Origin of the sequence: Janthinobacterium fluminis, from assembly GCF_028595325.1 — a bacterium.
GTDB lineage: Bacteria > Pseudomonadota > Gammaproteobacteria > Burkholderiales > Burkholderiaceae_D > Janthinobacterium > Janthinobacterium fluminis.
This window is the reverse complement of sequence record NZ_JAQQXR010000001.1, coordinates 166801-182219: the sequence shown is the minus strand read 5'-3', so window position 1 is coordinate 182219 and position 15419 is coordinate 166801. Positions and strand designations below refer to the sequence as shown.

General features: G+C 64.9%; 14 protein-coding genes and 1 riboswitch. Of the genes, 6 read left to right on the top strand and 8 right to left on the bottom strand.

Features of this window, described 5'->3' with window-relative positions; all coding sequences use genetic code 11:
- Nucleotides 1–167 precede the first annotated feature (167 nt).
- Entirely contained in the window at nt 168–518 is a 351-nt protein-coding gene (locus tag OIK44_RS00885) for a hypothetical protein (RefSeq protein ID WP_273668766.1), read from the bottom strand.
- Nucleotides 519–788: 270 nt separating this feature from the next.
- On the opposite strand from OIK44_RS00885, the gene ompR reads away from it, so the two are divergent.
- Nucleotides 789–1490 (top strand): osmolarity response regulator transcription factor OmpR, encoded by a 702-nt coding sequence (gene ompR, locus OIK44_RS00880; RefSeq protein WP_273669764.1) that lies wholly within the window; start codon nt 789–791, stop codon nt 1488–1490.
- 17 nt (nt 1491–1507) lie between these two features.
- Nucleotides 1508–2863 (top strand): sensor histidine kinase, encoded by a 1356-nt coding sequence (locus OIK44_RS00875; protein WP_273668765.1) that lies wholly within the window; start codon nt 1508–1510, stop codon nt 2861–2863.
- A 17-nt stretch (nt 2864–2880) separates the two neighbouring features.
- Here OIK44_RS00875 and OIK44_RS00870 read toward each other — a convergent pair whose 3' ends face one another.
- Together OIK44_RS00870 and OIK44_RS00865 are read right to left on the bottom strand one after the other, a co-directional pair.
- Entirely contained in the window at nt 2881–3342 is a 462-nt protein-coding gene (locus tag OIK44_RS00870; protein ID WP_273668764.1) for an Imm26 family immunity protein, read from the bottom strand.
- A gap of 69 nt (nt 3343–3411) precedes the next feature.
- The gene (locus OIK44_RS00865; protein ID WP_273668762.1) at nt 3412–3711 is read right to left on the bottom strand and encodes a ferritin family protein; all 300 of its coding nucleotides are present in this window, start codon (nt 3709–3711) and stop codon (nt 3412–3414) included.
- A gap of 207 nt (nt 3712–3918) precedes the next feature.
- A riboswitch (TPP riboswitch) is annotated at nt 3919–4017 on the top strand.
- A gap of 75 nt (nt 4018–4092) precedes the next feature.
- Between OIK44_RS00865 and OIK44_RS00860 the strand changes: the two genes are divergently transcribed.
- On the top strand, nt 4093–6231 hold the full coding sequence (locus OIK44_RS00860; protein ID WP_273668761.1) for a TonB-dependent siderophore receptor: 2139 nt from the start codon (nt 4093–4095) through the stop codon (nt 6229–6231).
- On the opposite strand, the gene OIK44_RS00855 is transcribed toward OIK44_RS00860, so the two are convergent.
- The 4 genes from OIK44_RS00855 to OIK44_RS00840 all read right to left on the bottom strand — a co-directional run bounded on the left by OIK44_RS00855 (nt 6228) and on the right by OIK44_RS00840 (nt 9031).
- Nucleotides 6228–6755 carry an ATP-binding protein gene (locus tag OIK44_RS00855; RefSeq protein ID WP_273668760.1) on the bottom strand — a complete coding sequence of 176 codons (528 nt, stop codon included), beginning with the start codon at nt 6753–6755 and terminating at the stop codon, nt 6228–6230. The genes OIK44_RS00860 and OIK44_RS00855 overlap by 4 nt on opposite strands.
- The gene (gene pnuC / locus OIK44_RS00850) at nt 6752–7369 is read right to left on the bottom strand and encodes a nicotinamide riboside transporter PnuC (RefSeq protein WP_273668759.1); all 618 of its coding nucleotides are present in this window, start codon (nt 7367–7369) and stop codon (nt 6752–6754) included. The genes OIK44_RS00855 and pnuC overlap by 4 nt, the downstream gene beginning before the upstream one ends.
- 229 nt (nt 7370–7598) lie before the next feature.
- Nucleotides 7599–8153 carry a DUF2867 domain-containing protein gene (locus OIK44_RS00845; protein WP_273668757.1) on the bottom strand — a complete coding sequence of 185 codons (555 nt, stop codon included), beginning with the start codon at nt 8151–8153 and terminating at the stop codon, nt 7599–7601.
- Nucleotides 8154–8242: 89 nt separating this feature from the next.
- On the bottom strand, nt 8243–9031 hold the full coding sequence (locus tag OIK44_RS00840; protein WP_273668756.1) for a substrate-binding periplasmic protein: 789 nt from the start codon (nt 9029–9031) through the stop codon (nt 8243–8245).
- 317 nt (nt 9032–9348) lie between these two features.
- Between OIK44_RS00840 and OIK44_RS00835 the strand changes: the two genes are divergently transcribed.
- From OIK44_RS00835 to OIK44_RS00825, 3 genes are all read left to right on the top strand, one after another.
- Nucleotides 9349–10344: a hypothetical protein gene (locus OIK44_RS00835; protein ID WP_273668755.1), complete on the top strand. Its 996-nt coding sequence runs from the start codon at nt 9349–9351 to the stop codon at nt 10342–10344.
- A gap of 444 nt (nt 10345–10788) precedes the next feature.
- Nucleotides 10789–11784, top strand: coding sequence for a hypothetical protein (locus OIK44_RS00830; RefSeq protein WP_273668754.1), 996 nt, complete (start codon nt 10789–10791; stop codon nt 11782–11784).
- Between the two features lie 135 nt (nt 11785–11919).
- The gene (locus tag OIK44_RS00825; protein ID WP_273668753.1) at nt 11920–12876 is read left to right on the top strand and encodes an alpha/beta hydrolase; all 957 of its coding nucleotides are present in this window, start codon (nt 11920–11922) and stop codon (nt 12874–12876) included.
- A gap of 391 nt (nt 12877–13267) precedes the next feature.
- Here OIK44_RS00825 and OIK44_RS00820 read toward each other — a convergent pair whose 3' ends face one another.
- Nucleotides 13268–15412, bottom strand: a complete 2145-nt coding sequence (locus OIK44_RS00820) for a S46 family peptidase (protein WP_273668752.1) — start codon at nt 15410–15412, stop codon at nt 13268–13270.
- Nucleotides 15413–15419: the final 7 nt, after the last annotated feature.

Genomic DNA, 15419 nt, shown 5'->3' with positions numbered 1-15419 from the left:
CATAGCGGCAATCGGCACAACGCCGTCTTACGCCGCGTCAAAGCCGCCGCGCCGGCGACGCCGGGCGGCAGCTTGAAAATTTGCCATTTATCAAATACCATCCTTGCCTTTATGCCAAAACGATGGCGACCCGGATGTCTGGCGCGAGGGTGCGCGAGGATGCTGGTTTAGTGCCGTGGCGGCGTCGAGTAAATGTCCTGGCCGGCCTCGTTGATCTGGCGCCGCAGGTCGCGCCGCTCGTCGGGTGTCAGGCGGCCGTTGCGGCGCGAGGCGTCGGCCCGCTCCTGCATGGCGCGGCGCTGCTCCTCGGCGCGGCCGTCGCGGCCCTGCTCGGCGCGGCCTTCGTTGCGCTGCGCCTCGTCGCGCCGCTGTTGCTGCTGTTGCTGGGGTGTCGGCGGCTCGCTGGCGGCGCAGGCGGCGCTGGCGCCCAGCAGGGACAAGGCCAGCGCGGCGGCACAAGAGCGCATGCGGAACGGTACGCGCAGGGGGGCGTGAATTGTATTGAGCGCGATAATCATTATGTTCCTCTTCCGCAATGCCTGGTAACGATATAAGCTGAATGCCACTGATGCCCCAGTGTATGATGCTTTACGCAGAGCGGTAAGAGCAAATGGGTAAAGTTTGTAACACTTTGTAATGGCTTTCCGCAAGCATGTGCGTGCGGGCGCCGAGACGTTACCATAGCAACTTAGACCTGACAATATGGCAGCCACATGACAACAATTTCTTCGACAAATTCCGGCAACAATACCACGGCGCAGACCAGCAATGGCCACCAGGCCAAGATCATGGTGGTGGACGACGACGTGCGCTTGCGCGACCTGCTGCGGCGCTACCTGACCGAACAGGGCTTCAACGTTTTCACCGCGGAAAGCGCGACGGCCATGAACAAGCTGTGGCTGCGCGAACGCTACGACCTGCTGGTGCTGGACCTGATGCTGCCGGGCGAAGACGGCCTGTCGATCTGCCGCCGCCTGCGCGGCGCCGGCGACCAGACGCCGATCATCATGCTCACCGCCAAGGGCGAAGACGTCGACCGCATCGTCGGCCTGGAAATGGGCGCCGACGACTACCTGCCGAAACCGTTCAACCCGCGCGAGCTGGTGGCCCGCATCGGCGCCGTGCTGCGCCGCAAAGGCCCCGACGAAATCCCCGGCGCGCCGTCGGAGACGCCGCAATCGTTCGAGTTCGGCCAGTTCGTGCTCGACCTGGGCACGCGCACGCTGAAAAAGAACGGCGACACGGTGCCGCTGACGACCGGCGAATTCTCCGTCCTCAAGGTGTTCGCCCGCCACGCCCGCCAACCGCTGTCGCGCGAAAAGCTGATGGAACTGGCGCGCGGGCGCGAGTACGAAGTGTTCGACCGCAGCCTCGACGTGCAAATCTCGCGGCTGCGCAAGCTGATCGAGCCGGACCCGTCCAGTCCGCTCTACATCCAGACCGTCTGGGGCCTCGGCTACGTCTTCATCCCGGAGGGACAGCCGCGCTGATCCGCCGCTAGTACCGGATGAAACATTTACCCGTAATCAGCCTGGCGCGCATGAAAAGCGGCCTGTTCTGGCGCACCTTTTTCCTGCTCAGCGTACTCACCACCCTCAGCATGGCCGCCTGGATAGGCATGATCAGCGTCGTCCAGCGCGAGCCGCAGGCCCAGCAAATCTCCGCCCAGGTGATCTCCGTCGTCACCATCACGCACGCGGCGCTGACCCACTCGGCGCCGGAACTGCGCAAGGAACTGCTGTTCGAGCTGGTCAGCAACGAAGGCATCCGCGTGCTGCCGCTGGAGCCGGAGGACAAGGTCGAGCCGGCGCCGGACAACTGGCTGATGCCCGACATCGTCGCCATGGTCAAGGACAAGCTGGGCGAAGACACCCGCTTCTCGGCCCGCGTCAACGGCGTGGCCGGCTTCTGGGTCAGCTTCAAGATCGACGACGACGACTACTGGCTGATGCTGGAGCGCGAGCGCATCCGCGGCCTGACGGGCATCCAGTGGCTGGGCTGGGCCAGCCTGGTGTCGCTGCTGTCGCTGCTGGGCGCGGCCCTCATCTCGAACCGCATCAACCTGCCGCTGGCGCGGCTGACGGCGGCGGCGCGCGCCATCGCCGCCGGCAAGCCGCCGGAGCCGCTGCCGGAGACGGGGCCGATCGAAATCATCGAGGCCAACCGCAGCTTCAACCAAATGGTCGACGACCTGCGCCAAGTCGAATCGGACCGCGCCGTCATCCTCGCCGGCATCTCGCACGACCTGCGCACGCCGCTGGCGCGCATGCAGCTCGAAGTGGAAATGGCCCACCTGTCCGACGCGGCGCGCGAAGGCATCCAATCGGACATTGCGCAAATGGACGCCATCATCGGCCAATTCCTCGACTACGCGAAACCGACGGAAACGGCCAGCTTCGCCAGCGTCGACATCAGCGCCCTACTGGCCGACAGCGCCCGCGAGGCGATGCGCCTGCCCGACGTGGCCGTCGGCACGACCATCGCGGCGGACGCCCACGTCATGGGCAACGCCACCGACCTGAAGCGCGTCATCAACAACCTGATCGAAAATGCCCGCCGCTACGGCAAGACCGAGGGCGGCGACCTGACGGAAATCGACATCGGCTGCCACATCAAGAGCGTGCACGGCGCGCGCCGCGTCTACATCGACGTGCAAGACCACGGCCCCGGCGTGCCCGACAGCCAGATCGAACAACTGCTGAAACCGTTCACGCGCATGGACACGGCGCGCGGCCAAGCCAACGGCGCCGGCCTGGGCCTGGCCATCGTCGACCGCGTGCTGCTGCGCCACGGCGCCGAACTGCACCTGCGCAACCGCGACGGCGGCGGCCTGCACATCCAGATCGTCATGGCCGCGGCATAAGGGCGGCCGGGCGCCGCCTAGGTCAGCAACTTGCTCAGCAAGACCTCGGTGGCGCCGTAGCCGAACAGCGAATCGCTCTCCAGATTCGGCGTATCGTAAGGCACCGACTCCTCGCGCTCCAGCTTGCCCGGATCGGCGTCCGAATACGTCGCCCGCCAGGCCCGCTTCAACAAATCGGCGCGGCGGATAAACGACGGCATCGGCCAGGCGTCGCGCTCCCAGGAATCGGCCACGCCGATCACCGGCCAGCGCTCATTGACCAGGCCCAGATCGCCGGTGCGCAGGCGGCGGATCGCCTGGTGCGGCTGCAAGCGCTCCAACTCGGCCAGGGCCGGCAAGACATCGCGCTTCGGCCCGAACAAATACGCCAGAATAATGCGCCCGGCCGGCGCCATCCTGGCCACGACCCCGACGGCATAACCGCCGCCCTTCAAGGGCACCGCGAACCAACTCCCCTCCCGGTACGGCAACGGCTTCATCCCTGCTCCCCAAAAATTCGGCAACTAGCCCGAACCATACGCCAGGAAGCCAAAACGCGGCGCAGCGCACTACTCGTAATGGAACTGCGCGACGATGGGGCCGGCCTTGAACAGCGCGTCCTTCAACTCCTTATCGAGGCGGGTGTCGCGCCGGCGCATCCACTCCAACAACATCGCCACCTGCTTGCGGCTGGCGTCGGCGCGGTGCACCAGCACGCGGCGCAACTCCGGGTCCGTACACGCCTCGACGCGCTGATTGTCCGCATCGAGCGCCGCCAAATCCTCGCACAGCGCGCCGATCGCCCGGTGCATATCGCGCGTCGGCGCCGGCAGCGCCTCGGCAGCCTCCAGCAACACATCCTCAGACATCACAGCCTCCCAAAGTTAACATGCGCGCATTCTCCCCCGCCCGCGGCAAAACCTCAAGCGCCGCAAAGCAAGAATGGGGTCAGGTCTAGACATGGCGGTTTGTTGTATTTCCCGCTGGGGTCAGGTCTAGACATGGCGGTTTTGACGGCGAAAACCGCCATGTCTAGACCTGACCCCATTGTTGCTTTTGCAGTTCGTGGTAAGCTTCGCCTTCGCTAGGGGTCCTGGAACGCTGTTTCCGGGTGAGAGATACCCTTCGTACCTGATCTGGATAATGCCAGCGAAGGAAAGCGCAAAGTCCCCTTTCTTTGAGTGCTCCTGCGCTGGCCCCGGCCGATTATGCAGCATGTCGGCAGCGCCGACTTGAACCACGAGCATTTTATGTCTACTCCGAATTTTTCGTTTTCTTTGATCGCGCTGGCGATTTTGCAGGCTTTTTCCGCCTCCGCCGCGGCCCAGGCGAGCGGGCCGGACCTGCCCGAGGTGGTGGTGACCGGCAGCAAGGCCGGCGCCGCCACGCGCGCTTCCATCGCCGGTTTTTCCGATGCGCCCCTGTTGCAGACGCCCGCCTCCGTCAGTGTGTTCACCCGCGCCCAGATGCAGGATTTGCAGATACGCTCGACCAGCGAGGTGATGAAGTTCGACGCCAGCGTCAGCGATTCGTATAACGCCGTCGGCTACGCCGAGCAGTTTTCGATCCGCGGTTTTGCGCTCGATAATAGTTCGAGCTACCGCAAGGACGGCCTGGCCATCCCCGGCGATACCCAGATTGCGCTGGAGAACAAGGAGCGCGTCGAGGTCTTGAAGGGCCTGGCCGGTTTCCAGGCCGGCGTCGCCGCGCCGGGCGGCATCGTCGACTATGTCGTCAAGCGCCCGACGGCCACGCCGCTGCGCTCGGTCACGCTGGGCGCCAGCGAGCGCGGCACGCTGTACGGCGCGGCGGACTTGGGCGGGCGCTTCGCCGACCGCCGCTTCGGCTACCGCATCAACGCCGCCGCCGAGCATATCCGCTCCTATATCAAGGGCGCCGACGGCAGCCGCAAGTTCGTCTCCGGCGCCTTCGACTGGCAGATTTCGCCGCAGGCGCTGTTGCAGATCGACGCCGATTACCAGGACAAGTCGCAGGTGTCGGCGCCCGGCTTCCAGCTGCTCAACGGCACGGCGCTGCCGACCGGCGTGAAGGCCGACAACATGCTCAACAATCAGCCGTGGAGCAAGCCGGTCGACACCCAAAGCAGCAATATCGGCCTGCGCTTCGAGTATCAGTTCAGCCCGGAATGGCAGGCCACGCTGTCGGCCAACCGCCATTCCTTCAAGCGCGACGATTACACCGCCTTCCCGTATGGTTGCGGCTCGGCCAATCTGTACCCCGGCTACTGCGGCAACGGCGATTACGATGTGTATGACTACCAGAGCCTGGGCGAGAAGAAGTCGCCGCTGGCCATCCAGGCGCTGATCCAGGGCAAGTTCGCCACCGGCGCGTTGCGCCACGCGTTCACGGCCGGCGCCTCGCTGTTCAAGCGCGCCGACCGCGCCGGCGCCTATCTGTACGATTATGCCGGCACCAGCAATCTCTACCGCCCGGTGGTCGTCGCGCCGACGGGCAAAACCTCCGGCCCGGTGCGCGAGGTGCGCAGCGAGAACGAGCACGCCTTGTTCGCGCAGGATATTCTGACGCTGGCCAGCGACTGGAAGCTGCATGCCGGCCTGCGCTATGTGCAAGTGAAGCGCAATCAACTGGTGCGCGAGGACGCTGTCACCGGCGCCGTCATCCGCGCCGACAGCGAGAAGCGCTTTCTGCTGCCGAATCTGGCGCTGGTCTACAATCCGCTGGACAACGTCGCCGTGTATGGCGCCTACTCGCAGGGGCTGGAGCACGGCGGCATCGCCTCCATCAACGCGCTCAACCGCGACATCGCCCTCGATCCCAGCAAATCGAAACAGCTTGAACTGGGTGTGAAGGCCGACCTGACGCCGGAACTGATGGTGTCGGCAACGCTGTTCCAGATCCGCAAGGGCCTCGAATATGTCGACGCCAGCCGCTACTTCGTGCGCAACGGCGTCGCGCAGAACCGCGGCCTGGAACTGGCGGCGCAGGGCAAGGCGACGCCGAACCTGACGCTGGGCGTGTCGGCGACGGCGCTCAACACGCAACAGTCGGGAACCGGCCAGGTCAACATCGACGGCAAGCGCGTCACGAATGTGCCGGCCTTCAAGTCCTCCGTGTACGCCGACTACGCCATACCGCAGGTGGCCGGCCTGAAATTGAACGGCACCTGGCTGTACGCCGGCAAGAAAGCCTTCAACAAGGAAAACACGGTGTTCGTGCCCGGCTACCATGTGCTGAACCTGGGGGCGTCCTACGCGACCCGGATAGGCGCGCTGGCGACCACCTTCCGCGCCAGCGTCGACAACGCGCTCGACAAGTTCTACTGGCGCGACGTGACGCCGGAATCAGGCGGTTATCTGTTCCCCGGCGCGCCCCGCACCGTCAAAGTCACGGCACAGTTCGACTTCTAAACGTACCCCGCCAGCAGCGGCCCGGCCTGCAGCAGACGCTGCTCCAGGCTGCCGCTGAGCAGCGTAAACGGCAGCGCCCGCGCCGCCAGCTCGTCCAGCAGCATCTGGTGGATGGTCTGGCGCACCGCTTCCGACTCGCGCTGCAAGCCGTCGGCGATCCAGGGGCTGTCGGGCGCCGTCACCAGCGTCAGCTGGTAGTCCCGCGCCGCCGTCAGCGCGGCCAGGGCCGCGTCGGCGCCGCCGAAGTAGAAGCGGCTGTAGATCGCCGTCATCAAGGGCGTCGTGTCGCAAAACAGCAGGCGCGTGGCCAAGGCGTCGGCCGCCCGTTCGCGCGCCACCTGGGTGCTGGCGATGAAGAATTGGTCCCCCGCCACCGGCACGCGCTGGCGCGTCTCGACGAATTCGCGCAGGTACTCCGGCACCCAGACGGTGCCGTAGCGCGCCGCCAGGGCCGCCGCCAGCGTCGACTTGCCGGACGACTCGGCGCCGAGGATCGCCACCCGCACGCAGCGCGAAGCGCTCACTTCAACACCATCGCATCGGCCGCCGGACCGCCCGCCGCCAGCTTCCAGGCGCGCAGGCCCAGCGCCGCCATCGCGACGAAGACCGCGTACAGGATCGCCGTCAGCATCAGGTGCTTGTACAGGTAGAGGCCGACGTAGAGCACATCGACGACAATCCACACATGCCAGTTCTCCAGCTTTTTGCGCGACAGCAGCAACTGGCCGAGCAGGCTGCCGGCCGTCAGGAAACCGTCCGCGCGCGGCACGTCGGTGTCGGTGAACGCGTGCAGGAACCAGGCCAGCGCGGCGAAGCCGAGCAGCCAGCCGGCGCCGGCCACCTGCCAGCCGCGCCCGCTCAGGCGCGTCACCGGCAGTTGCGCGCCGCTGCCGACGCCGCGCAACCACTGGCTCCAGCCCCAGACGGAGATCACGATGAAGAGCGCTTGCAAGCCCATGTCGCCGTACAACTTGGCATTGAAAAACACCACCCCATAGGTGGCCGAGGAGACGATCGCGAACAACCAGGCCCAGTGGCTCTGGCGGATGTTGAGCAGCACATTGCACAGCGCTAACACAAAGGAAATCAGTTCCAGCGGGTTCGTGCTAAAGCCGAGCAAGTCTAGCGTTTGGTTCATGGAATCGGGTTGCTTGAATGAATGGGCGGGACGGGCGGGGCAGTATGCAAGCATACGCATAAATATGCAAGATAGTGGCTATCCCGGACAGCGGCGGCTGGTCCCGGCGGCAGGGGCGCCGCCCAGCCGGACTGCCCGCCGGCTCCGAGTCCCCATTAGGCCAATACATCCAGGACAATCCGGCGGGAATGCACATGTCCGCAAGCGCGCCACCCCTGCCGCTGCCGGACTAAATATCCTGGCCGGCGAGCCCGTCGCGCCAGGCGGCCCGCGCCGCGCCGCGCAGCATGGCCTGCGCGATGAGGCGGTGGAAAGGCGCAATCAGAAACAGATAGACGCGGCCCAGCCGATTGTGGCAATGCACGGCCGTCACCACGACGATCGCCGCGTCGTCGGCGCCGGGCTCGCCGCGGCACAGCAGCGACACGCGGAAATCCAGATGGATGTCATCCTCGCCGAAAACGATCTCGCGCGCGTCGCCGGAATAAATCCGGAACATGTCGATGCGCCGGATCGCCGCCCCCGGCGTCACCGCCTGCATCTGCGCCGCCGTCTTGATGCCGAAGCCGGCCACCAGCACATCGCGCAGGCGCATCAGCGCCCTGGCCCAGCGCGGCAAGTTAGCAAACATGCAACGCGCCAGGCGCTCCGGATCGACCTCGACGCCGGCCGGCAGGTGCACCGAATAGGCGTCGGCCAACTGGCTGCCCGGATACAGGCCGGCGATGCTGGCCTCGGCGGGCAAGGCAACGCTGCTCACTTGCTGAAATTTACTATTCTGCATATCTGCCCATGTATTCAATCACAACATGGGGCAGTGTATCTGAAATACCTGCGAGCCACATGACGCCGGGGCACGCCCCTTGCCGGCGCTCACCGCGGGGCCAGAAAGCGGGCCAGCTCCGGCGTCACCTCGATCCGGTACTGCTCCAGCAGGCGGCGATAGGCGCCGCTGGCGACAAAGGCGCGCAACTCGACGTCGAACTGGTCGCGCAGCGCCGTCAGATGGCGGCGCTTGGCGAAGGCGATAAAGCTGGGCACGCTATCTATAGGCTGCGGCAACTGCACGATGCGCGCGGCGACGCCGGAGGCGCCCAGCAAACCCAGCGTATACGAGGCCGTGTACAGATTACTGGGCGTCAAATCGATACGCCCCAGCGCCAGCTTGCGGAAATTCTGCTCCAGCGTGGCCACCTCCTGGACCTGCAACGCGGGCCGGGCGGCCTCGAACTTCGCGCCATAATTGACCATCAACACCGTGCCGACGGTGCGTGCGCCGAGCGCCCGCAAATTGCCGTCGAAGGCGACGGCGCCATCGCGCCTGGCGTAAAAATAGATAATCTGCGGAATAATCGACTCCCGGCTGAAGTCGAGAAACTGCGCCCGCTCGGGCGAATGGAAAATCGTGAACACACAATCGCGCTCGCCCAGCCGCGCCAGCGCCAGCGAACGGCCCCAGGGCAAGACCTCGACGCTGAGCGCATGGCCCATGCGGCGCAACACGGCGCCGACGATATCGACGGCCAAGCCATGCGCGCGGCCGTCGGCATCCTTCTGAATCAAAGGCGGATACTCCAGCGACACGCAGCGCAACACCTCCGCCGCCGCGCCCCGAGGCGGCGCGGCCAGCGCCAGCAAAACGGCCAACAGCCCAGCCCTCATCGCCCCTCCCGGCGCCGCGACCGGCGCAAGCACAAATCAATATAGCAGCAAATTGTTGCTTCACCCCGTGGGGTCAGGTCTAGACATGGCGGTTTTCATTCATTGGCGCAACAAAACCGCCATGTCTAGACCTGACCCCAGGGGGAAAGAAATTATTGCTAAATTTAAATTATTATTGATTTGGTAATTTGCTTATGGCAATATCCTCTCGCTGCGCCTGGTTTCAAGCCGCAGCGAAATGGGCATCCCCGTTTCAGATGGACGCCGGACGTGGCGTTGCACGTCAGCATTTTCTCATTCTTACCTTAGGAGTTTTAATGCGCACTTTTATTGTTCTGACTTCGCTACTCGCCGCCGGCGCCGCCCAGGCCGATTGGAAGCCCCGTATCACCTCTGATACCTATATTGCCACCGTCAGCATCGGCGGCGCGTCCCAGTCTTACTCGGAAAACCAGAACGCCAACGGCCCGCTGCTCGGCGTCGCCGCGCAGATGCTGGCGATTCAACCCGCGCTGGGGCGCAATTTAAACGACGTGTTGGGCCGCAAGGTGTCGGAGAACGGCGCCACCTTCCTCGGCGGTACGCTCAGCGGCGACCCGACCATTGCGCTGCGCCCCGCCGCCTCCGGCATCACGACGATGGCTTTGAGCGGCTTGAGCTATCAAATGCGCAACAAGTACAGCGGCACGCAATGGGGCGTCATCAACTATTCCTGCGTTAACACGCTGACGCTGAACAACATCGCCATCACCGCACAGTACGGCACAGCCAACGGCGCCATGCCGCCGGAGAATGTGGGCCTGACGGCCAACGTCGACTCCGCCACGGACTGCGATTCCAACCTGAGCTGGATTCTGCCGGTGATCGGCAATCTCATCGTTAAAGATGTCCAGGGAGAAATCAACAGCGAAATCCGCGAGGGCGTCAAGGCCGCGTTGGCCCAGGTCAAGGACCAACTGTTCTTTCAGCGCGACGCGAACTGGCTCACCGGCTTGAACCGGCTGATTCCCCGCGGCACGGCGGTGACTCTGCCCGACGGCAGCACTTTCCCGATCGGCAACTACGTGCAAGACAATCTGCAGTATCTGCTCTCCAACAGCCAGATGACGGTGCGCCTCGGCAGGGGTGCCCAGACCAGGCCGCACTACGGCAACGGCTCGCCTATGCATAATTCCTTCAGCGGCGACATCGTGGCCATCGACATCAGCTCGCCCGGGGCGACATTCTCCGTCAAATTGCATGAAATCGCGCAAGTGACGTGGAAATGGCAATGCAGCATTAACAATCCCAACCGCATTTGCCAGGAACCCTGATCGCGGCGGCGCCAAGCCGCCCCAGGGACGCCGTGCGGCCATCATCCGGATACTCCAGCCACACGCAGCGCAACATTTCCGCCGCCTCGCCCCGAGGCGGCGCGGCCAGCGCCAGCAAAACGGCCAACCGCCCAGCCCTCATCGCCGCGACCGGCACAAGCACAAATCAATATAGCGGCAAACTGTTGCTTCACCCCCTGGGGTCAGGTCTAGACATGGCGGTTTCATTCATTGGCGCAACAAAACCGCCATGTCTAGACCTGACCCCAGGGGGGAAAATTATTGTCAAATTTAAATTATTATTTATTTGGTAATTTACATATGGCAATATCATTTCGCTGCGCCTCGCTTCAAGCCGCGGCGAAATGGGCATCCCCGTTTCAGATGGACGCCGGACGTGGCGTTGCACGTCAGCATTTTCTCATTCTTACCTTAGGAGTTTTAATGCGCACTTTTATTGTTCTGACCTCGCTACTCGCCGCCGGCGCCGCCCAGGCCGATTGGAAGCCCCGCATCACCTCGGATAACTATATTGCCACCGTCAGCGTCGGCGGCGCGTCCCAGTCTTTCACAGAAAACCGGAACGCCAACGGCCCGCTGCTCGGCGTCGCCGCGCAGATGCGGGCGATTCAACCCACGCTGGGGTACAAGTTAAGCGACGTGTTGGGCCGCAAGGTGGCGGAGAACGGCGCCACCTTCCTCGGCGGTACGCTCAGCGGCGACCCCACCATTGCGCTGCGCCCCGCCGCCTCCGGCATCACGGCGATGGCTTTGAGCGGCTTGAGCTATCAAATGCGCAACAAGTACAGCGGCAAGCAATGGGGCGTCATCAACTATTCCTGCGTTAACACGCTGACGCTGAACAACATCGCCATCACCGCACAGTACGGCACAGCCAACGGCGCCATGCCGCCGGAGAATGTGGGCCTGACGGCCGACGTCGACTCCGCCACGGACTGCGATTCCAATCTGAGCTGGATTCTGCCCGTGATCGGCAATCTCATCGTTAAAGATGTCCAGGGAGAAATCAACAGCGAAATCCGCGATGGCGTCAAGGCCGCGTTGGCCCAGGTCAAGGACCAACTGTTCTTTCAGCGCGACGCGAACTGGCTCACCGGCTTGAACCGGCTGATTCCCCGCGGCACGGCGGTGACGCTGCCCGACGGCAGCACTTTCCCGATCGGCAACTACGTGCAAGACAATCTGCAGTATCTGCTCTCCAACAGCCAGATGACGGTGCGCCTCGGCAGGGGTGCCCAGACCGAGCCGCACTACGGCAACGACTGGCCTACGCACAATTCCTTCAGCGGCGACATCGTGGCCATCGACATCAGCTCGCCCGGGGCGACATTCTCCGTCAAATTGCATGAAATCGCGCGAGTGGAGTGGAAATGGCAATGCAGCATCCGCGATCCCAACCGCATTTGCCCGGAACCCTGATCGCGGCGGCGCGAGCCTGCAGCACTATCATTTGATTAATATTGCATAATAACTTGCGCCGTGCCACCATATCCACCCGGCACCGCCGAAGGCCGTCCGCGCTCTGCAGGACGGCCCAATCTTCTCGGGAGTCCAATGTTGCGCACCATATTGTTTGCCGTTCTCCTTGGCATTTTCACCCATGCCGAGGCGGCGCCGAGCGCCGACGCCGCCATCGCGCTGAGCACGCCGACCGGGCAATTGCACGGCGCGCTGCTGCTGCCGGCGGCGTCCGGCCCCGTCCCCGCCGTGCTGATCGTCGCCGGCTCCGGCCCCACCGACCGTAACGGCAACAACACCCTGGCGCCGGGCGCGAACAATAGCCTGATGCTGTTGGCGCAGGCGCTGTCGCAGGCTGGTTTCGCCACGCTGCGCTACGACAAGCGCGGCGTCGCCGCCAGCGCCGCCGCCGGCCCGAGCGAGGCGGCGCTGCGCTTCGATACCTATGTCGACGATGCCGCCGCGTGGTTGCGCCTGCTGCGGGCGGACCCGCGCTTTTCCTCGGTCGCCGTGATCGGCCACAGCGAGGGCTCGCTGATCGGCATGCTGGCCGCCCGCCAGACCAAGGCGGCCGCGTTTGTGTCGATTGCCGGCCCGGCCCAGGGAGCGGCCGATGTATTGCGCCAGCAACTGGCGCCGCAATTGCCGGCCGAACTGGCCGGCGACAACGAACGCATCCTGCGGGCGCTGGAGCGCGGCGAAACGGACAACGCCGTACCGGCGCCGCTGGCCGCCCTGTACCGCCCCAGCGTGCAGCCGTATATGATTTCATGGTTCAAATATGTGCCCACCCGCGAGCTGTCCACGCTGGCCGCGCCCGCGCTGATAGTACAGGGCGACACGGATATCCAGGTTGGCGTCGCGCAGGCGCAAGCCTTGCAACAGGCCAGTCCGGCGGCCACGCTGCTCGTCGTTCCCGGCATGAACCATGTGCTCAAGACGGTGCCGGCACAGATGCCGCAGCAACTGGCCTCCTACAGCGATCCGGCCCTGCCCCTGGCGCCCGGGCTGAGCCCCGCCATCGCCGCCTTTTTACATCAACATGCCAAGTAGCGCGGCTGCCACATCCATATAACAACAGGGATACTCCTGCTTTACTCGATTGCCGGCACCCTCAATGCTGGCCGCGCCTGATCGCTTCGTTTCTCGCCCTATTCATTCTGTACGATATCTATGCGGACCGCCAGACCCGCCCTTCCCTGCTGAGCCTGGGCTGCGCCGCGCTGCTGATGGCGTGTTGCTGGCCTCGGTCAGCGCGACGACCAAGCTGGCCGTCATGTGGCTGTTCAGGTGGGAGCGCCACAGCCCCGCCCCGCGGCGGAAACGGGATGCGCCGGCGACGGCTTGTCCTTAACAAAAAGGCCGCACCCGGCGATGCCCGGTGCGGCCTCCCCATCCAACGGTAGCCCGGCGCGCGGTGCGCCAGGCCATGCCCGCCTTTGCCTTACTTGCGCGGATACTTGATGGTCATTTCCTTGAGCAGGTTGTCGGCGTGGTCGACTTCCTGCATCACCCACAGCATGTAGCGGATGTCGAGGTGGATGGCGCGCGTGATGTCGCGGTCGAAGTACCAGTCCTTGGTGATCGACTCATAGGTCGAGTCGAAGTTCAGGCCGATCAATTCGCCGCGCCGGTTCATCACCGCCGAGCCGGAGTTGCCGCCCGTGGTGTCGGCGCTGGTCAGGAAGTTGACCGGCACGGTGCCCAGCGCCGGGTCGCGGAACTGGCCGTAGCGCTTGGCCTTGACGGCCGCCGTCAACGCTTCCGGCACGACGAAGGGCTCCTTGCTCGTGTGCTTCTCGACGATCCCTTCGACGGTCGTGAACGGACCTTTGCTCAGGCCGTCGCGCGGCGAGTACGGCGCCACCGTGCCGTAGGTCACGCGCAGCGTCGAGTTGGCGTCCGGGTAGACCGGCTTGCCCTGCGACTGCTTCCAGGCGATCACGGCCTGCATGTATTGCGGGATCACGCGTTCCAGGTTGCCGTCGACTTCCTTGCGGCGCTCCTCCAGCGATTTCGCCACCGTGTGCAGCTTGACGGCCAGCTTCAGGAAGGCGTCGTCAGACTTGGCGATGGCCGCCGCGTCCTGCTCCAGCAAGGCCAGGCGCTTGGCCGTGTCGCCCAGTTGCGACTGCTGGTACAGCGCGGCGACGGCGTCCGGCGCCGGCAGCAGCGCGTCCAGACCCTGCGGATGGGTCTGCGCCGGCAGCGCCGCGTAGCGTTGCAGGCCCGCGCTGAAGCGGCCCTGGTCTACACCTGCGGAGAACGACTGCTCCAGGCGCGTCAGGCGCGCCTTGATGAAGCTCAGGTCGCGCTGCTGGTAGCCGGACTCGCGCAGCGCGTCTTCCTTCTGCCGCTCCAGCGCCAGGCGGAACACGGTGCGCGCGCTTTTCAGCAGGTCGCTATTGGTGGCCACGGACCAGGCGAATTCCTCGTCGCCCAGGGCCATGTCGGCGGCGATCACCGCGTCCAGGTCGGCCATCAGCGTCGGCGACACGCTCGCCTGCGGATGCTTCACCAGCCAGGCGCGCAGCTCGGCGTCCTGCACGTCCTTGATGGCGGCGACGTCCTTGCGGGCGAAGCCGTCGAGCAGGCCCTTGGTTTTCTTCAGCACGTTGTTGATGCTTTTCACCACGCTGGCGTAGCGCACGACCAGCGCCTCGTCGCCCTTGGTGGCGGCGGCGATCGCGTCCAGGTCGGCCTGCAGCTCGGCCACGCGGGCCGGGAAGCTGACGTCGCGCGCGGCGCGGATTTCAGCCGGCAGCTTGTAGCGGCTGGTGCGGCCCGGATAGCCGGCCAGCAGGATAGGGTCGCCGTTCTTCAGCCCTTCGGCCGAGACCACCAGGAAGTCCTTCGAGCGGTACGGCACGTTGTCCGGCGACGGGTCGGCCGGGCGGCCGTCCTTGCCGACGTAGGCGCGCAGGAAGGCGTAGTCGCCGGTGTGGCGCGGCCACTCGTAGTTGTCGACGTCGCCGCCGAAGTTGCCGATCTTGTCGGACGGCGCGTACACCAGGCGCACGTCGCGTATCATCATCTGGCGGATGCGGTAGTACTCCATGCCGCGGTGGAAGCTGGGCACCGAGCAGCGGTACATCTTGTCCGTTTCGCATTCGGCGATCAGGGCCTTGATGCGGCTTTCCACTTCCTCGTGGCGGGCGCGCCCGCTCATGGCCGGGTTCAAGCCCTTGAGCACGCGCTCGCTGACGTTTTCCAGCTTGTCGGTGACGTAGACCAGGGCGTTCGGGCCGCCCGGCAGCTCGTCGGCGCGGGTCTTGGCCAGGAAGCCGTTGCTGATGTAGTTGTGCTCCGGCGTGGAGTTGCGCTGCACGGCGCCGTAGGCGCAATGGTGGTTGGTCACCACCAGGCCGGCGTCGGAGACGAAGGACGCCGAGCAGCCGCCCAGCGAGACGATGGCGCTCATCGGGTGCTTGCCCAGGTCGGCCAGTTTGTCGGCCGGGATGGCGATGCCGATGCGTTTCAGTTCGGCTTTCAATTGCGGCAGTTGGTGTGGCTGCCATTGCCCCTCGTCGGCGTGTGCGCCGGCGAAGGCGCCGATCAAGGCGACGGGTAGTACGATTGTTTTTAACAAGATATGC